The organism is Candidatus Pelagibacter sp. (assembly GCF_052049835.1).
In the GTDB taxonomy this organism is placed as follows: domain Bacteria; phylum Pseudomonadota; class Alphaproteobacteria; order Pelagibacterales; family Pelagibacteraceae; genus Pelagibacter.
The window spans coordinates 191,477-207,158 of sequence record NZ_JBNGZF010000001.1 but is presented as its reverse complement, the minus strand read 5'-3'; the positions used below and the strand labels follow the sequence as shown (position 1 = coordinate 207,158).

At 30.4% G+C, this 15,682-nt stretch carries 24 protein-coding genes; 17 read left to right on the top strand and 7 right to left on the bottom strand.

The window, feature by feature from the left end; all coding sequences use genetic code 11:
- Positions 1–15: 15 nt before the first annotated feature.
- The 7 genes from ACTT9R_RS01085 to ACTT9R_RS01055 all read left to right on the top strand — a co-directional run bounded on the left by ACTT9R_RS01085 (position 16) and on the right by ACTT9R_RS01055 (position 6,981).
- A complete protein-coding gene (locus ACTT9R_RS01085; protein ID WP_440926227.1) occupies positions 16–960 on the top strand; it encodes a cupin domain-containing protein in 945 nt (314 codons plus the stop codon).
- The gene (locus tag ACTT9R_RS01080) at positions 960–1,922 is read left to right on the top strand and encodes an ester cyclase (protein WP_440926226.1); all 963 of its coding nucleotides are present in this window, start codon (positions 960–962) and stop codon (positions 1,920–1,922) included. Before ACTT9R_RS01085 ends, ACTT9R_RS01080 begins: the two co-directional genes overlap by 1 nt.
- Before the next feature lie 3 nt (positions 1,923–1,925).
- Positions 1,926–3,053, top strand: a complete 1,128-nt coding sequence (locus ACTT9R_RS01075; RefSeq protein WP_440926225.1) for a cobalamin-independent methionine synthase II family protein — start codon at positions 1,926–1,928, stop codon at positions 3,051–3,053.
- A gap of 85 nt (positions 3,054–3,138) precedes the next feature.
- On the top strand, positions 3,139–4,359 hold the full coding sequence (locus ACTT9R_RS01070; protein ID WP_440926224.1) for an ABC transporter substrate-binding protein: 1,221 nt from the start codon (positions 3,139–3,141) through the stop codon (positions 4,357–4,359).
- Positions 4,360–4,409: 50 nt separating this feature from the next.
- The gene (locus tag ACTT9R_RS01065) at positions 4,410–5,438 is read left to right on the top strand and encodes a carbohydrate ABC transporter permease (protein ID WP_075505095.1); all 1,029 of its coding nucleotides are present in this window, start codon (positions 4,410–4,412) and stop codon (positions 5,436–5,438) included.
- 2 nt (positions 5,439–5,440) lie between these two features.
- Positions 5,441–6,322, top strand: a complete 882-nt coding sequence (locus tag ACTT9R_RS01060) for a carbohydrate ABC transporter permease (RefSeq protein WP_440926223.1) — start codon at positions 5,441–5,443, stop codon at positions 6,320–6,322.
- Positions 6,319–6,981, top strand: a complete 663-nt coding sequence (locus ACTT9R_RS01055) for an HAD-IA family hydrolase (protein WP_440926222.1) — start codon at positions 6,319–6,321, stop codon at positions 6,979–6,981. Before ACTT9R_RS01060 ends, ACTT9R_RS01055 begins: the two co-directional genes overlap by 4 nt.
- Here ACTT9R_RS01055 and ACTT9R_RS01050 read toward each other — a convergent pair.
- From ACTT9R_RS01050 to ACTT9R_RS01040, 3 genes are read right to left on the bottom strand one after another with little or no spacing between them, the layout of a single operon-like run.
- On the bottom strand, positions 6,968–7,723 hold the full coding sequence (locus tag ACTT9R_RS01050; protein ID WP_440926221.1) for an alpha/beta fold hydrolase: 756 nt from the start codon (positions 7,721–7,723) through the stop codon (positions 6,968–6,970). The genes ACTT9R_RS01055 and ACTT9R_RS01050 overlap by 14 nt on opposite strands.
- Positions 7,720–8,325: a LysE/ArgO family amino acid transporter gene (locus tag ACTT9R_RS01045; RefSeq protein ID WP_440926220.1), complete on the bottom strand. Its 606-nt coding sequence runs from the start codon at positions 8,323–8,325 to the stop codon at positions 7,720–7,722. Before ACTT9R_RS01045 ends, ACTT9R_RS01050 begins: the two co-directional genes overlap by 4 nt.
- Before the next feature lie 12 nt (positions 8,326–8,337).
- On the bottom strand, positions 8,338–8,748 hold the full coding sequence (locus ACTT9R_RS01040; RefSeq protein ID WP_440926219.1) for a VOC family protein: 411 nt from the start codon (positions 8,746–8,748) through the stop codon (positions 8,338–8,340).
- Between the two features lie 80 nt (positions 8,749–8,828).
- Between ACTT9R_RS01040 and epsC the strand changes: the two genes are divergently transcribed.
- Together epsC and ACTT9R_RS01030 are read left to right on the top strand one after the other, a co-directional pair.
- Positions 8,829–9,413: a serine O-acetyltransferase EpsC gene (gene epsC / locus ACTT9R_RS01035; protein WP_440926218.1), complete on the top strand. Its 585-nt coding sequence runs from the start codon at positions 8,829–8,831 to the stop codon at positions 9,411–9,413.
- Positions 9,406–10,407, top strand: coding sequence for a cysteine synthase A (locus tag ACTT9R_RS01030; protein WP_440926217.1), 1,002 nt, complete (start codon positions 9,406–9,408; stop codon positions 10,405–10,407). The genes epsC and ACTT9R_RS01030 overlap by 8 nt, the downstream gene beginning before the upstream one ends.
- Here ACTT9R_RS01030 and ACTT9R_RS01025 read toward each other — a convergent pair.
- Positions 10,404–10,820: a hypothetical protein gene (locus ACTT9R_RS01025; protein WP_271560130.1), complete on the bottom strand. Its 417-nt coding sequence runs from the start codon at positions 10,818–10,820 to the stop codon at positions 10,404–10,406. The two genes, ACTT9R_RS01030 and ACTT9R_RS01025, sit on opposite strands and share 4 nt — an antisense overlap.
- 158 nt (positions 10,821–10,978) lie before the next feature.
- Between ACTT9R_RS01025 and ACTT9R_RS01020 the strand changes: the two genes are divergently transcribed.
- From ACTT9R_RS01020 to ACTT9R_RS00985, 8 genes are read left to right on the top strand one after another with little or no spacing between them, the layout of a single operon-like run.
- Positions 10,979–11,455: a hypothetical protein gene (locus ACTT9R_RS01020; protein ID WP_440926216.1), complete on the top strand. Its 477-nt coding sequence runs from the start codon at positions 10,979–10,981 to the stop codon at positions 11,453–11,455.
- A 9-nt stretch (positions 11,456–11,464) separates the two neighbouring features.
- A complete protein-coding gene (locus ACTT9R_RS01015; RefSeq protein WP_440926215.1) occupies positions 11,465–11,755 on the top strand; it encodes a hypothetical protein in 291 nt (96 codons plus the stop codon).
- Between the two features lie 17 nt (positions 11,756–11,772).
- Complete coding sequence (locus tag ACTT9R_RS01010) at positions 11,773–12,057, top strand: hypothetical protein (protein WP_023854076.1); 285 nt, start codon at positions 11,773–11,775, stop codon at positions 12,055–12,057.
- Between the two features lie 11 nt (positions 12,058–12,068).
- Positions 12,069–12,389 (top strand): nuclear transport factor 2 family protein, encoded by a 321-nt coding sequence (locus ACTT9R_RS01005; protein ID WP_023854077.1) that lies wholly within the window; start codon positions 12,069–12,071, stop codon positions 12,387–12,389.
- Complete coding sequence (locus tag ACTT9R_RS01000) at positions 12,390–12,980, top strand: 2-hydroxychromene-2-carboxylate isomerase (protein ID WP_440926214.1); 591 nt, start codon at positions 12,390–12,392, stop codon at positions 12,978–12,980. It abuts the gene before it with no gap.
- Positions 12,981–13,018: 38 nt separating this feature from the next.
- On the top strand, positions 13,019–13,351 hold the full coding sequence (locus ACTT9R_RS00995) for a DMT family transporter (RefSeq protein ID WP_440926213.1): 333 nt from the start codon (positions 13,019–13,021) through the stop codon (positions 13,349–13,351).
- A 2-nt stretch (positions 13,352–13,353) separates the two neighbouring features.
- Positions 13,354–13,581: a DUF2798 domain-containing protein gene (locus ACTT9R_RS00990; protein ID WP_440926212.1), complete on the top strand. Its 228-nt coding sequence runs from the start codon at positions 13,354–13,356 to the stop codon at positions 13,579–13,581.
- 2 nt (positions 13,582–13,583) lie between these two features.
- Positions 13,584–13,919 carry an SMR family transporter gene (locus ACTT9R_RS00985; protein ID WP_440926211.1) on the top strand — a complete coding sequence of 112 codons (336 nt, stop codon included), beginning with the start codon at positions 13,584–13,586 and terminating at the stop codon, positions 13,917–13,919.
- Here the strand turns inward: ACTT9R_RS00985 and ACTT9R_RS00980 are convergent.
- The 3 genes from ACTT9R_RS00980 to ACTT9R_RS00970 are packed head-to-tail and all read right to left on the bottom strand — an operon-like array spanning position 13,898 to position 15,637.
- Positions 13,898–14,269: a DUF952 domain-containing protein gene (locus ACTT9R_RS00980; protein ID WP_440926210.1), complete on the bottom strand. Its 372-nt coding sequence runs from the start codon at positions 14,267–14,269 to the stop codon at positions 13,898–13,900. The genes ACTT9R_RS00985 and ACTT9R_RS00980 overlap by 22 nt on opposite strands.
- A 1-nt stretch (position 14,270) precedes the next feature.
- Complete coding sequence (locus tag ACTT9R_RS00975) at positions 14,271–14,834, bottom strand: DUF924 family protein (RefSeq protein WP_440926209.1); 564 nt, start codon at positions 14,832–14,834, stop codon at positions 14,271–14,273.
- Positions 14,831–15,637 (bottom strand): inositol monophosphatase family protein, encoded by an 807-nt coding sequence (locus tag ACTT9R_RS00970; protein ID WP_440926208.1) that lies wholly within the window; start codon positions 15,635–15,637, stop codon positions 14,831–14,833. The genes ACTT9R_RS00975 and ACTT9R_RS00970 overlap by 4 nt, the downstream gene beginning before the upstream one ends.
- Positions 15,638–15,682 lie beyond the last annotated feature (45 nt).

The following is a 15,682-nucleotide window of genomic DNA, read 5'->3' as shown; positions in this document are numbered from 1 at the left end:
ATAGTTTAAAAAAATATGAATAATCGATTAGCTAAATTTAAAGATCTTGTTCCAAGTACTTTGCCATTTGTTGAGGGCAAGATGGATGGACACAAAGAAAGAAAAAATTATTCTATTGTAGGCCCAGGTGTCGCAGAGGATAGTAAACAATTTGTTAAAATAGCAATGCCTCATAGTTTTAATCTAGGTGCTGTATCTGCCATGCCTAAAAATGGTTCTGGTTTACATAGCCATACAACTGCAGAAGTTTTCATTATTTATTCTGGTAAATGGAAATTTTATTGGGGAGCTGAAGGCAAGGATGAAACAATATTAAGTGCTGGGGACATTATCTCTATGCCTACAAATATGTTTAGAGCATTTGAAAATGCGGGTGATGAAGAAGGTTTAATTTTTGTAGTTTTAGGTGGAGACGATCCTGGAATAATAACTTGGGTTCCAAGCGTCTTAGAAAAAGCAAAAAAAACAGGTATGGCACTTTTAAATGATAATTCATTAATTGATTTATCTTTAAATGAAATTCCAAAAGGGAAAAGTATTCTTGAACCTATTTCTGAAGAAGAAATAAAAAAATTTGATAATTACAAACTAGATCAGCTAGAAAAATTCATATGTAAAAATAATGAAAATTCTAAACAAGTTAATAAAATAAACGATAATTTTGATTTAATTCAAATTCTTGGAAATAAATTTGAAAATAAAGAATATGCTCCATTAATAAATCAAGATACTGGATTTAACCTTTCAATTTTAAAATGTAACAAGGGACAAATAACTAATTTAAAGTTTGAAAAACCTACAATATTGTTTTCCAGAACTGGTAAGTGGGAAATTATGATTGATGATTTTCAATGTATTTTAAATCCCAAAGATACAATTTCAATCCCAATCAATTCAAATGTTAATATAAAGATAAATGAACAAGAGGATTGTTACTTAAATTGTGTAACACAAATCTAATGAAAGGGTTTGATCCAAAGTATAAAAATTTTCCTGATTACATACTTAAAATAACTAAACAAATTTGGGAAAACAAAGATGTTGAGTCTATTGCTCAATTTTACACTGATAATATTCCTGTTAGATCTCCATTTGGAGTTACTTATGGAAACAAACCTGTAATTGATGCAACTTATGCAACCTTAAAAGAATTTCCTAACAGACAGTTGCTTGGTGAAGATGTGATCTGGAATGGAAATGATGATGTGGGTTATCATTCATCTCACAGAATTCTAAGTAAAGGAACACATCTTGGTGATGGTTCATATGGTAAACCAACCGGTAAAGATATTTACTATAGAGTAATTGCTGATTGTGCTTGTAAAAATAATCAAGTCTATGATGAATGGATTGTCCGTGATCAAGGTGCAATGGTAAGACAACTAGGATTTAAACCAAAAGAATTTGCCCAAATGATTATTGATAAAGAAGGAGGTGCCGACAAAGCACAACAATTATTCAATTCAAACTCTGAGATGAAATCAGATTATAAACAAAGCGTTGTGCCTGATGACTCAGCTGGGGGTAAATACTCAAAAATATTGAAAAATATCTTTAAAAATAACTATGATTTTTCTGATTATGCAAGAGCTGCGAATATTTATTGGCCTGGAAATAAAGTTGGACATGGAAGAGAAGATATTGAAAAATTTTGGAATAATTTAAAAAATACTTTGAGTAATATAAAGTTTTCAATAGAGCATGTTGGTTATTTGGAAGAACCAGATAAAAATCCCAAAGCGTCAATAAGATGGTTTTTAGAAGGTAATCATTCTGAAGACAGTTTAGATTTTGGAGAAAAATCAAATAAAAATATTTTTATAATGGGGATAAACCATGCAGAAATTGTTGATGGAAATGTTATAAGAGAGTGGGTTTTGTTTGATGAAGTTGCAATTTGGAAACAAATTTTAATTAAATAAATTATGACAAAAATTAAAACAACACATGTGGGTAGTTTGCCTAGATCAAATGAATTATCTGAACTCTTGTTTAAGAAAGATCAAAAAGAACAAATAGATTTTAATCGATTTGATAAGGTCGTTCAAAAAGATGTTAACAAAATTGTTAAAAAACAAATCGAGGTTGGAATTGATTATATTAGCGATGGTGAGATGTCTAAAATTAGTTATGCTACTTATGTTAAGGATAGAATTGATGGATTTTCTGGAGAGAGTGAGAGAAAAGCACCAAAAGATTTAGATGACTTTCCTTCTTTTAAAGAAAGAATTGCAAGAACAGGTGGCACTCCAACTTACACAAGACCATGTTGTACTAGTGAATTAAAAATTAAAGATAAAACTTCCCTAACAAAAGATATTAATAATTTTAAGCAAGCATTAGAAAAAAATAATCATAAAGATGGATTTATGAACTCAGCTTCGCCAGGAGTTATTTCAGCTTTTTTACCAAATAAATTTTATAAAAATGATGATGAGTATTTAGAAAACTTATCTAACCTTATGAAAGATGAATATGAAGAAATTACCTCAAATGGATTAAAACTTCAGTTAGATTGTCCAGATTTAGCTCTTGCTAGACATATGACTTTTAAAGATTTATCAGAATCTGAATTTCTAATCAGAGCTGAAAAACAAATAGAATGTCTAAATAATGCTATTAAAAATATCAACAGCTCTAGTATAAGACTGCATATCTGTTGGGGAAATTATGAAGGACCTCATCTACATGATATTCCGTTAGAAAAGATAATGCCAATTGCGTTTAAAGCTAATGTACAGACTTATCTAATTGAGTCATCTAATCCAAGACATTCTCATGAGTGGCAAATTTTTCAAAATTTAAAAATTCCAAAAGACAAAATAATTGCCCCAGGTGTAATAGATTCTACAACAAATTTTGTAGAACATCCCGAAGTTGTAAAGAATAGAATTTTAACCTTTTCTAAGGTCATTGATGCTGAACAATTATTAGCTGGGACTGACTGTGGATTTAGCACCTTTGCTGGCTTTGGCAATGTAGATGAAAATATTGTTTATAAAAAGCTGGAGTCGTTAGTGAGTGGAGCGGAACTTGCGTCAAAAGTGATTTAAATTATCACTTTTATTCATCTTCTAGAATAGATATAATTTTTATACTTAAGTAATAGTTTAACAAATAAATATAGAGAGAAAACATATGAGAAAAATACTAGTTACTTTATTGTTTCTATTTTTTGGAACTTCTGCATTTGCAGATTGTAACATAAAAAGTGGTTCGATAAATATTTTGGCTAATGATTTTCCTGCATTAAGAACTTTCGTTGAAACTTCTAAACAATGTAAAGGAAGTGCTGATTTTAAAGTGACTCACTCATCTGAGCATAATAAAATCGCTGTGCCAGCTTTGACTGCAAATCCATCTGAGTTTTCAGCAAGAATTGCAGCTAATAGTTCAATTGTTCCTTTGATGAACCAAGATTTAATTAGACCATTAGATGATCTTGTTAAAAAATATGGAAAAGGAATTCAAGATTCTCAATTAATTACAATCGATGGAAAAGTAATGGCTGTAGCGTTTATGGCTAATACTCAACATTTGTATTACAGAGAAGATGTTTTGAAAGACCTTGGTATAGCTATTCCAAAAACTTATGAGGAAGTAGTTGCAGCATCTGAAAAAATTAGAGCTTCAGGTAAAATGCAATATCCTTACGCAGCTGCATACAAAGCTGGTTGGAATTTAGCAGAAGAATTTGTGAACATGTTTATTGGTCACGGTGGTGAATTCTTTAAATCTGGAAGCGCAGAGCCTAATATTAATAATGCTAAAGGCGTTGCTACTTTAAATATGTTAAAAAAATTGTCTGAATTGAGTAACCCTGATTACTTAACTCATGATAGTGAAGCAATTAAAGTGGAATGGGAATCTGGTAATGTTGCATTGATGACATTATGGGCATCTAGATCAGGAACCCTATTAGATGATGAAGGTGATCCTAACATTACTAAGGCAACTAAATTAACTGGACCTGCTACTGTAGGTGGAGGAAATATTCCAGCTGCTACATTATGGTGGGATGGTTTCACACTTGCAAAAAACAGATCTGATGCAGATGCTGAGGCAACATTTAGATCTTTAGCGCATGCAGCATCAAATAAGAAGATGGTTGCTGATGCTGCTGATCAAGCCGTTTGGTTAGTAGAAGGGTTTGTACCAGGACCAAAATCTATTGGTGTTATCGAAGCTGTAAAAATGGGAGCAAAACCATATCCAATGTTACCGCAAATGGGTTTAATGCATGGTGCATTAGGAAGTGAGATTGTTGAGTTTTTACAAGGTAAAGAGTCAGCTGAACAAGCATTGAAAGATGTTGAAGCTGCTTACATTAGTAAAGCTAAAGAACAAGGCTTTCTATAAAATCTAAAACTTATAAGTGGGGATTTTCTCCCCACTTAATCAATATTTAAATGCCTAATAAAACTTTTTTCTGGTTTTTCTTACCTACAGGTTTAGCAATGATCCTGTTTATTGGGCTACCAATTATATCTACTGGAATTCAATCATTCTATGCTCAGCATGATCAAGTAGTAAAAGAAGTTAAAAAATGTGATCCTTTTGGATGTACTGTTTCAATTGTAGTTGATAACGAGGAAACTTCTAAAATAAGGGAAGCAAAGCCACTTGGTAAATTTAATGGATTTGGAACTTATACTGATCGAAATCATTTAGCAGTTGATGAAATAAAAAAATTTTGGAATGAAACTGAGAGTTTTGGTGCTTTTGTAGACCAGGTAACCAATCTGCCCTTTTATAAAGCTCTGATATTTACTTTAACTTATTGTTTGTTTGTTACACCAAATGTACTCCTCTTAGGATTTATTATTGCATTAAGTTTAAATGCTGTTGCTAGAAAAATTAGAGGACCTTTAATCTTTGGCACGATTTTACCAATGATTGTCACACCACTAGTTGGATCATTAGTATTATTTTGGATGATAGATTCTCAGGGAATAATTGGAGCAAATATTCAAAATTTAATGAATGATCCTTATTTATCACTTAAATCATCAAAAACATTAACATGGATAACAATAATTATTTACGGAATATGGCATCACTCCCCTTTTGCCTTTGTAGTTTTTTATGCAGCACTTCAAACAGTCCCTCAAGAACCAATTGAAGCTGCAATTATAGATGGAGCCTCAAGATTTCAAAGAATTAAACATATAGTCTTACCACATATTTATCCTGTAGTTACATTTGTAGCTTTGATTTCTTTAATGGATAACTTTAGAGTATTTGAACCTATTATAGGGTTTAGTGCTGAAGGAAGTGCACAGTCTTTATCTTGGTTAATCTATGACAATTTAGTTAATGAGGAAGTGATATTGTTTGGTTCTGCTGCAGCTACTTCAATGATGACTATTATTGGTATAGCTATTCTGCTAGCACCAGTATTAATTAGAACTTGGAAAGAATTTAAAACAGCGAGATAATTATGGATTATGGACTAGATACAAAATCAACTCGTTTAAAAACTTTTAATACTATTTTTATTATCACTTGGTTGTTAATTGCATGTTTCCCTTTTGTTTGGACTTTTTGGGGATCATTTAAAGTAAGAGCTGATTTCTTTTCAAGATCTGATTGGTGGTATGCTATATCAGCATTTAATACCTTAATTGAAACAGGCGGACAATTTACAACTAATGCTTATACTCAGGCTTGGACTGAAGGTGAATTTTGGAAAGCATCAAAAAATACAATTATAGTTACAGTATTTGTTGTTAGTATTTCTTTGTTTTTAGGAACTTTAGGAGCGTACGCTCTTTCAAGATCAACTGAGAAATATGCTTTTTGGATTTTAATGGCAGCTTTAATTTTTAGAGCTATGCCACATATAACTTTAGTATCAGGATATCTTTTTCCTTTCTTTGAATTACAGATTTGGGGAATTCTTCCAACTACAATTGTTGTTTTGGTTGCTATAAATCAACCTTTTACACTATGGTTACTCTACTCCTTTTTTAAAACAGTTCCTAAAGAGCTTGACGAAAGTGCTTTAATAGATGGTTGTTCTTATTTTCAAGCTTTTAGACATATAATTATGCCTGTGATGTGGCCTGGAGTAATTACAGCAGGGTTATTTAGTTTAATGTTAGCTTATAATGATTTTACAGTAACAGCATTACTTCTTAATCAAGAAAATCACACTATGGTTCCAAAAATACAAAGTTATTTAGGTACCAATCAACATGAAGGAAATTTAATGTGGGCAGTTTCTGCAGTTGTATCTGCTACTGCACCTTTATTTATGCTTGTTATGTTTTTCCAAAGACAGGTCATTAGTGGTTTAACTGCTGGAGCTGTAAAAGGTTGAAATATTATAAAGCATTACTTTTTGGTTCGATTGGATCTATTGTTGAAACTTCAGAAATTCAGAGAAAATCATTCAATAAAGCATTTAAAAAATATGGACTAGATTGGTATTGGACCAAACGAGAGTATCTAAGTTTATTAGGTAAATCTGGTGGTAAAGATAGAATATCAAGATATGCCAAAAAGAAAAAAATTGAAGTTAATTCAGTATATTTAAGAAATTTAAAGACTAAAATTTTTAATAATTATCTTAAAAAACATCAGCTTAAATTAAGGCCAGGTGTTAAAAATTTAATTTCTTTATGCAAAAAAGAAAATATAAAAATTGCATTGGTTTCATCTACATCTTCAAATAATATAAATGCAATCATATATTGTTTAAGAAATTCAATTAAAAAAAGAGATTTTAACTTTATAGGGAATGCAAAATTAGTAAAAAAATTCAAACCCAACCCAGATATATACTTATTAGCACTTAAAAAACTTAAGCTTAAAGCTAATGATTGTGTAGCCATTGAAGATTCTCAAGAAAGTTTAAATTCAGCTAGGCAAGCTAGAATAAAATGTATAATTTTTCCTGGAAAATTTCATTCTTCAAAAAAATTTATTGGAGCTTATAAAAAAGTTTATCGGCTTAATAAAAATATTATTTTGAAATAAATTCTTTAACTAAATTATTAAATTGATCAGGCTGTTCTAAGTGAACATTATGAGCACAATCTTTAAATATTTCTAAACGACTATTTTTAATATTTTTATTTAGAGTATCAACTTGATCAAAATTATATGAAGTATCTTTATCACCCCATATTATAAGAGTGTCACAATTTATATTTTTTAAATTTTCTTTACCTCTCCAATTTTTCATTGCTAGTAATGCGTTATCAGCAGTTTCTAATGAAACGTTTTTAACAGCATTTTCACAAAGAAAATAATTTTTGTCCTTATCACCTTTTACAAACCACTTAGGAGGTACTCTAGAAAAAGAGTGTTGTGCACCTTCTTTCTTAAGCTTTTTTCTTGTTTCATCCATGGTCTCAAATCTTCCTGGGATATCTCCAATAGATCCTGTTGCAAAACAAATTAATTTATTAACTCTATCCCCGATCAATTTTGTAATTTCTTGAACAATCATTCCTCCCATTGAATGACCAATTAAATTCAATTTATCTATCTTTTTTTGATCTAACACATTTATAATTTCTTTAGCCATTTTATTAATAGAATCTAAAGATTTTACATTATGACTTTCTCCAAATCCTGGGAGAGCTGGGGTAATCACACGATAATCTTTTGAAAAAAATTCTTTTTGAAAAGTCCACATTTCAGATGAACCTAGATAACCATGAACTAAAACAAAAGGATACCCTTGGCCTAAATCATCTACGTAAATATCACTCATAATATTTCCTTAATAATGAATAAAGTTAAAATAGACATAAAACATATAATAAAAATATTAATTACTTTCCAAATTTTTTTACTATTAGCATACTTCGATAAATAATTAGATAAATATCCTAATATAAAAAAAAATAAAAATGATGCTATAGACGCACCTACCCCAAATAAAATTTTTTGGTTAAGTAAATAATTTTTTGAAAAATTTCCAAGAAAAAAAACTGTATCAGAATAAACATGTGGATTTAAATATGTAAATCCTAAAGTTTTAACTACAATATTTAATTTTGAAATATTATTTGGCTCAGTGCTAAAATTAATATCAGAATAATGAGATTTTATTTTTTTAAAAATAAAGTGAAGTAAAAATAAAATTAAAAATAAATTTAAAATTAATTCAATTAAAGAGTTAAAATATTGATTAAAATAATGGAAAAGAAAAATACCCAAAAAAATTAATATCAAATCTGATATTGAGCATATTAAGCAAACAATAAATATGTGTTGTTTTTTTAAACCTTGCTCAATAACAAAAATATTCTGGGCACCTATAGCTAAGATTAAGCTAATCCCAGTAAAGAAGCCTAATACCAGGTATTCCATTAGGCTTTAAGTTTACTCTGGATTTGCTGTTAATGTTTTGATTTCTAGAATATTTTCGTTTGGGTCTTTAACGAAGAAAGTTTCTTGCTCATATTTTGTTCCTTTAAATCTCAAATAAGGTTCATCGTAATACTTGGTTCCACTATCTTTCAATCTTTGTTTAAGTGCATCAAAATCTTTTCTGGATAAATGTACACCGAAATGTGGAACTGAAACATTTCCCATGTCTACATCATGTCTTTCACTGTCTAATTTATGTTCGCTCTTATGCAAAGTTAATTCATTGCCCCAAAAATCAACATCTGCCCACTCTTGTGCTGAGTTATCTAATCTACATCCTAAAGTTTCACTATAAAATTTTTTTGCAATCTCTAAGTCTCCACAAGGGATGGCTAGATGAAAACAATTTGTGTTTTTATACATATAAACTTCTTTAAATTGAGCTATTAAGTACTATATAAGGCATATAATTTTTTAATCAACAGCAACTAAACTTAAGAAATATGAGTGATTTTTTACAATCCATAATTGATAGAGACCCAGCTGCAAAGTCTAAGTTAAGTTTAATATTAACTTATCCTGGTGTTAAAGCAGTTTTTTTTCATCGATTAGCAAATTTTTTTAATACTGCAAAATTCCATTTGATTGCAAGAATCATTTCTCAGTTTTCAAGATTCATGACAGGAATTGAAATTCATCCAAATGCAAAAATTGGAAAAAATTTATTTATAGATCATGGGATGGGTGTTGTGATTGGAGAAACGTCTGAGATTGGTGATAATGTAACTATTTACCATATGGTTACATTAGGTGGAATTGCGCCTAGTATAAATTCAATTGATCAACGTAATATGAAAAGACATCCTACAATAAAAGAGGATGTTGTAATTGGTTCGGGTGCACAAGTATTAGGTCCGGTAGTAGTCGGGAAAGGTGCAAGAATTGGAGCTAATGCAGTTATAACTAAAGATGTTGCAGAAAATTCTGTAATGGTTGGAATACCGGCAAGAAACGTTGGAACAGCTGATAGTGAATTTAAACCTTATGGTATTACACCTGACAGTGATAAAAAATCAGATAATGAATAATACTCAAAACGATTTTATCTCAGGAATAGGAAACACTCCATTAATTAAATTGAGAGCAGCATCAGAAATCACTGGATGCAATATTTATGGAAAAGCAGAATTTTTAAATCCAGGTGGATCAGTTAAAGATAGAGCTGCACTTGCTTTAATTAAAGATGCTCAAGAAAAAAAATTAATTGCCAGAGGTGGAACTGTCGTTGAAGGAACAGCTGGTAACACTGGAATTGGTTTAGGTTTATTAGGAAACTCTCTTGGTTATAAAACAATTATTGTAATGAATGATAATCAAACACAAGAGAAAAAAGATTTACTTAGAAACCTTGGAGCTGAATTAAGATTAGTTCCACCTAAGCCTTATAAAGATGACAACAACTTTGTAAAAGTAGCAGCTAGACTTGCAGATGAACTAAGACCTACAAATAATAGTGGAGTGATTTGGGCTAACCAATTCGATAATACTGCAAATGCCAAAGGACATTATGAAGGCACAGGTCAAGAAATCTGGGAACAAACTGATGGTAAAGTAGATGGTTTTGTTTGTTCTTCAGGGACTGGAGGTACAATTTCAGGTGTCAGCAATGCTCTTAAAGAAAAGAATAAAGATATAAAAATTTATTTATCAGATCCAAAAGGTTCAGCTCTTTATAATTACATAAAAAATGGTGAACTTAAGTCAGAAGGTGGATCAATTACAGAGGGAATAGGTTCAAGTAGAGTAACAGCTAACTTTAGTGAAGCTAAGATTGATGATGCTTATTCAATAGATGATCATGAGGCACTACCTATTCTTTATGATTTAATTCAAAACGAAGGATTAAGTTTAGGTACAAGCTGTGGAATAAATATTGCAGGAGCAATTAGAATGGGAAAAGAGTTAGGGCCAGGAAAAACTATTGTTACCATTCTTTGTGATAGAAGTGACAAATACGCAACTAAAATGTTTAATAAAAAATTTTTAGAAGAAAAAGGTCTGCCAATACCTAATTGGTTTTAAATATAAATTTTATCAGCTAATCCGTAAGTAAGAATAGCACTTAAAATTGTAAGTACTCCAGCAGCTATTACACCTTCACTGTTAGTCTTTTCAGTGTGTCCAAGTTTATTTATGTAAATGGTATAAATACCAAATATTAAGTACATTAAATTTTGAACAAATACTAAATTAAAGAACGCCCAAGTTCCATTTACTCCACCGTCTCTAACGAACATAATATAAAGAGCCATTAGGAAAGACCCAACAAAAGGAGCTCCAAAAAATCTTGTAATCACTGCTGCCGAATGATCGATGTTATATTGATCCATAAAACTCTTTGTTCCAACTATGGCTCTAAAAGCATAAACAGCGTAAACAAGGAAATGAACAATAAAAATTATTAGATAAACAATTCCATTAAATTTTTCGATCATAAATGATTATTATCAAATATTTCAATTAAATAAAACAGCATAATCAACATTTTTTATGCTCTGAAATTGCATAACTGTCGCGCGCTATAAACACAAGTGACTCCTTTACAATTATGTAACAGTGTTCTGTAAAATTAAATAACTTTAAGGAGGTAAAAATGAAGAAAATTTTATTTTTAATAATTTTTTTAACGATCTCAAATTACTCATTAGCAGAATCAGGAAAATTTAATGCTGCTGGAGCAGGATCATGGTCATTAAATGCGATGGATGCTGGAAATGGAAACATGAGTATTACTTACGATGGTAATGCTGGACTGATGGATAAAGAGCCTGGAAGTATTTTTGATAAATCTACTATGCATTGTATTGGTGGATTAACACTGGTAGCTGGAAAATTTGACGATGAAACAGGTATGTGTACTTTTTATCTAATGGATGGTGAAAAGGTTTACATTAATTACAAAGGTAAAGGAACTGGTGGCCAAGGTGGAACAGGTACTTTTGTTATTGTTGGTGGAACAGGAAAATATGAAAATATTTCAGGAAGTGGTAATTCTAGTCGACAAAATATAAGAGGTAAAGCTGGTATGGCTCACTCTATGAATCAAATGAGTGGTGAATATACTTATTAAAGGAAACATATGATTATAAAAATAGAGGAGAATATAAAATCGTTTTCAGCATGGAGGGATATGGTTAAAGAAAATGCTGAAAAAATTAAAGGATTTGGTGCAACCATTATTTTTGCTGGTGTATCAAAAGAAGATGCTTCAAAATTTACAGTAATTGTAAAATATGCAACTATGGAGGGGTTTGAAGCATTTAAAAATGATAAAGAACTTCACACTGCAAGAGCTGCAGCTGGAGTTGATTTAAATTCTGCAAAAATTACTCCCATGGATGGAGACTTTATGGAAAATTTTTCGGGATAATAAAATAGGAGGAAAAAATGGAAAAAGAAATGTTAGTAGTAGCAAAGTTAAAAGAAGGTACTTTTGAAAAATTCATGGGATTTATGCAATCTCCTGAAGGACTTGCTGAAAGAGCTAAAGTTGCAGTGGTTGAAAAAACAATTGGAACTGTAACTCCAGACAAAAGTACTGTAATGTTTAAAATATTTTGTACTGATGAAGCTGCACTTCATAAGTTTATAGAAGGTACAGAGGTATCAAAACCAATAATGGATGAAGTGTTAGACAGTTACTCAATATATGATTTAACTAAGGTTAAATAGAAAGGAATAACATGTCTATATTAGAGAAATATAGTGCTGCATTAAAAAATAAAGATGAAGCTGCCATGAATGAACTTTTGCATGACGATTTTAAATTCACAATGCACAAGTCAGGAAATGTTTTAACCAAAAGTGATGTTATCAAATGGGCGATGAGTGGTGATATTAATCAAGATAAGGTTAGAATTGTTTATGAAAATGACGAAGTCGGTATTCATCATGCGTTTGTAACATTTAATGATGGCAACGTTGAGGCGGTAATGGCAGTTTATAAATATGATAATGGAAAAATTGTTAGTTTGGAAACTGGTGCTACACCTATGCCAAAGTAAGTGAGTGGTATTGATTTTTATTTTTCGATAGGGAGTACTTACACCTATCTGTCTGTAACTAGAATACTTGATGTTGAAAAACAACATCAAGTAAAATTTAATTGGAAACCCTTTTCAGTTAGAGCAATTATGAAGGAAATGAATAATATTCCATTTCCAAAAGATAAAATTAATAAAGTCAATTACATGTGGAGGGATATTGAAAGACGTGCAGAGGGATATGGTTTTTTCGCTAAAACACCAGTTCCCTACCCTTTATCTGAATTCGATTTAGCAAATCAAATAGCAATCTTAGGTTTTGACAAAGGTTGGGGAGAAAAATTTGTGATGCTAACTTATAAAAAATGGTTCCAAGAAGGCAAAGAACCTGCCATTGAACCTAGCATTTCTGAGGTTTGTGCTGAATTAAATTTGAATAAAAATGAAATCATATACGAAGCAAATTCTGAAAATATAGAGACAAAATATAAGGAGAACACAAATTCAGCTCGTGAAAATAAAATTTTTGGTAGTCCATCTTTTATAGTGAAAAATGAAGTCTTCTGGGGAGATGACCGAATGGAAGATGCTATTAAATGGTCTCTTAAATAATTCTATATATTTTCTTAAAATTCATTTAAAATCATTTTATGAGTCTTGTTAGTTCATATTTATTTTTAGGCGTTGCAGTTTTTTTTGGTGTAACTTCAAACAGTTTTGCAAAAAGTGCTGATGGTTTTACACTTCTTGTTCCAAGTATAATTACAGCAATTACAATTGTATTGTGTATGTATGCACTTTCATTAGTAATGAAAAATATTCCTATGGGAATTACTTATGCTTCATTTGCAGGACTAACAATAGTTGCAACAGTGGTTGTTGGAGTAATAAGATTTAATCAAGTACCTAACTTATATTCATTAATTGGTTTAGCGTTCATTATAATTGGTGTACTAATGGTTAACTTACTTGGGAATAACTAAATATGCTTAAAAAAAAATATGCTCAACCTCTGTTTGTTATTTTAATGTCTTTTAGTATGAGTGTAATTATGTGTGGAGTTGTGGTTGCTGTTAATACAGGCGTTGGTGAAGGGTTTCTGGGTAGATGGTTTTATTCATGGATTTTTGCATTTCCTGTCGCTTTGATAGCAGCTTTTACAATGGCTCCCATTTTAAGACCTTTTGCGGACAAAATTGCATCTAAAGATTAATTATGAAACCACTTTTTGGATATTTATTTTTAGCTTTAGGTATTTCTTTTGGAATTGCTTCTAATAGCTTAGCCAAAATTTCTGAGGGATTTACAAAACTAACCCCCTCTGTTTTATGTATTTTATTCATGTGTATTACTATGTTTTCAATTGCAAAAGCAATGCATGCTCTCCCTGTAGGTTTTGCGTACGCAACATATAGCGGACTTACAGTAACTGGAGTTGTGCTTTTTGCTATATTAAAATTAAATCAAGTACCCAATCTATATGGAATAGTTGGCATTGTCTTAATTATTATTGGTGTAATAATGGTTAATTATCTTGGACGGCTAAACTGATATTTTTTTAAAATCTCTGGAAGTACATGACTTCCATCTTCATTTAACGGTAACTCATATTCATTAACAACTGTGCTAGTGTCTAAAGGTGAATATAAATGAGGATACATATCACCATTCGATGCTTGTTCCCATAACAAATGTTCAAGCTTAAAAGCATTTACTCTTAATAAGACTAGATTTTCTTTTTTGGGGTAATGTTTATTTAAAGTTTCCTCTACCTGATCCTCTTCTGAAAAGTGAATATATCCATCTTTAAGATCTTTTTCTGACCCACCATAGGTTCCAGATTGTTTGGCCTTTTGCCACTCATCTTTGTCTATAACTTTGAAAATAAATTCTAAATTCATTTCACCAAGAAGAATTTGGACCTTTTAAGAATTCTATTTCCTCTTCAGTAGGTTCTCTTCCTAATATTTCATTTCTATGAGGATATCTATGAAATTGTCTAATTACTTTTGTATGATCCTGCCAAAATTTCTTTATTTCATTGTATCCTTCGTGTTCTCTTAAATATTTGTTTAGTAAGTAATAAGCCATTTCATGATCACTAATTTCCTCACTATGAATTAAAGGTAACAACATAAATAATCTTTGATTTACATTCATAACTTCTAAATAACCTGAATAAACTGCGTCGTTTACAATCAATCTAGTTTTATGATCTTGAACAAAAGCTTTTTTGTCATTTCTAAACATATTTCTTGAAAACTGATCAAATAAAATTACTAACGCCAGACAACTCATAGGATTATCTTGCCAATCATCATATTCATTTTGACAAGCAAGTTCATAATCTTTTAAAAAATTATCTTTAATTTTTTTATCTAAATTTTCATCTTTTTTGAAACGCATCTCAGAAGGGGTTTCTTTAAACCAGAAATCAATAATTGCTTGTGCTCTTTCTGGTATCATTCAGCTAATGGTTTTAATAATTTTAAAATCTTTTTATGATTGGCTTTATTATTTGAAACAATAATATTTCCTCCAACGACAGGGTTTTTGTTGCCCCATGTCGTTACTATTGCTCCTGCTGCTCTCACAATTGGCATTATAGGATGAATATCCCAAATCTTATTTGCACATTGTGCAACGATTTCAAGTCTACCTTCTGCTAATTGACAATAAGTCAATGCATCAAAACAAGGAAACTGCATTCTTTTTATAAATTTTTTAATTTTATATTGCTGTTTTAAAGATAATTGATTGTGAAATGCAGCTGCTAATTTTGCATTTTTAAAATTTAATTTTGAATTAACTTTTAATTTTCTTTTTTTATTTTTTTCAAATACAAATGCAGAATTTTTATTTACATTTAAATAATATTTTCTCATTTTAGGAAAATTTGCTAATCCTAAAATTGGTTCTCCATTATAATTTAATGAAATGAGATTGCTCCAACTAGGATTACCTACAACGTATGATCTAGTTCCATCAATTGGATCAATTATCCACGAATATTCGCTTCTCGTATTTTTATGACCATATTCCTCACCTATAATTTGATGATTTGGAAATTTTTTTGAAATTTTAGATCTTATAAATTTTTCAAATGCTTTGTCAGACGTGGTTACTGGGTCATAACCTTTCCCTTTGAGCTTGTTAGTTATTTTAAATGGTTTATCTAATTTGCTGTAATAAAACTTTGTTAAATCTTTAGCCAATTGATTTAAAAAGCTTGCATATATAGGATATTTTTTTGTATCAAATTTTTTCACATTGAACTCTTACTATTTAATTTATGTTGATTAAAGTTAAATTTT

Excerpts from the sequence above, each read along its gene's own strand:
- ACTT9R_RS01085 (WP_440926227.1), top strand. The coding sequence starts at position 16 with ATGAATAATCGATTAGCTAAATTTAAAGATCTTGTTCCAAGTACTTTG.
- ACTT9R_RS01080 (WP_440926226.1), top strand. The coding sequence starts at position 960 with ATGAAAGGGTTTGATCCAAAGTATAAAAATTTTCCTGATTACATACTT.
- ACTT9R_RS01075 (WP_440926225.1), top strand. The coding sequence starts at position 1,926 with ATGACAAAAATTAAAACAACACATGTGGGTAGTTTGCCTAGATCAAAT.
- ACTT9R_RS01070 (WP_440926224.1), top strand. The coding sequence starts at position 3,139 with ATGAGAAAAATACTAGTTACTTTATTGTTTCTATTTTTTGGAACTTCT.
- ACTT9R_RS01065 (WP_075505095.1), top strand. The coding sequence starts at position 4,410 with ATGCCTAATAAAACTTTTTTCTGGTTTTTCTTACCTACAGGTTTAGCA.
- ACTT9R_RS01060 (WP_440926223.1), top strand. The coding sequence starts at position 5,441 with ATGGATTATGGACTAGATACAAAATCAACTCGTTTAAAAACTTTTAAT.
- ACTT9R_RS01050 (WP_440926221.1), bottom strand. The coding sequence starts at position 7,723 with ATGAGTGATATTTACGTAGATGATTTAGGCCAAGGGTATCCTTTTGTT.
- ACTT9R_RS01045 (WP_440926220.1), bottom strand. The coding sequence starts at position 8,325 with ATGGAATACCTGGTATTAGGCTTCTTTACTGGGATTAGCTTAATCTTA.
- ACTT9R_RS01040 (WP_440926219.1), bottom strand. The coding sequence starts at position 8,748 with ATGTATAAAAACACAAATTGTTTTCATCTAGCCATCCCTTGTGGAGAC.
- epsC (WP_440926218.1), top strand. The coding sequence starts at position 8,829 with ATGAGTGATTTTTTACAATCCATAATTGATAGAGACCCAGCTGCAAAG.
- ACTT9R_RS01030 (WP_440926217.1), top strand. The coding sequence starts at position 9,406 with ATGAATAATACTCAAAACGATTTTATCTCAGGAATAGGAAACACTCCA.
- ACTT9R_RS01025 (WP_271560130.1), bottom strand. The coding sequence starts at position 10,820 with ATGATCGAAAAATTTAATGGAATTGTTTATCTAATAATTTTTATTGTT.
- ACTT9R_RS01020 (WP_440926216.1), top strand. The coding sequence starts at position 10,979 with ATGAAGAAAATTTTATTTTTAATAATTTTTTTAACGATCTCAAATTAC.
- ACTT9R_RS01015 (WP_440926215.1), top strand. The coding sequence starts at position 11,465 with ATGATTATAAAAATAGAGGAGAATATAAAATCGTTTTCAGCATGGAGG.
- ACTT9R_RS01010 (WP_023854076.1), top strand. The coding sequence starts at position 11,773 with ATGGAAAAAGAAATGTTAGTAGTAGCAAAGTTAAAAGAAGGTACTTTT.
- ACTT9R_RS01005 (WP_023854077.1), top strand. The coding sequence starts at position 12,069 with ATGTCTATATTAGAGAAATATAGTGCTGCATTAAAAAATAAAGATGAA.
- ACTT9R_RS00995 (WP_440926213.1), top strand. The coding sequence starts at position 13,019 with ATGAGTCTTGTTAGTTCATATTTATTTTTAGGCGTTGCAGTTTTTTTT.
- ACTT9R_RS00990 (WP_440926212.1), top strand. The coding sequence starts at position 13,354 with ATGCTTAAAAAAAAATATGCTCAACCTCTGTTTGTTATTTTAATGTCT.
- ACTT9R_RS00985 (WP_440926211.1), top strand. The coding sequence starts at position 13,584 with ATGAAACCACTTTTTGGATATTTATTTTTAGCTTTAGGTATTTCTTTT.
- ACTT9R_RS00980 (WP_440926210.1), bottom strand. The coding sequence starts at position 14,269 with ATGAATTTAGAATTTATTTTCAAAGTTATAGACAAAGATGAGTGGCAA.
- ACTT9R_RS00975 (WP_440926209.1), bottom strand. The coding sequence starts at position 14,834 with ATGATACCAGAAAGAGCACAAGCAATTATTGATTTCTGGTTTAAAGAA.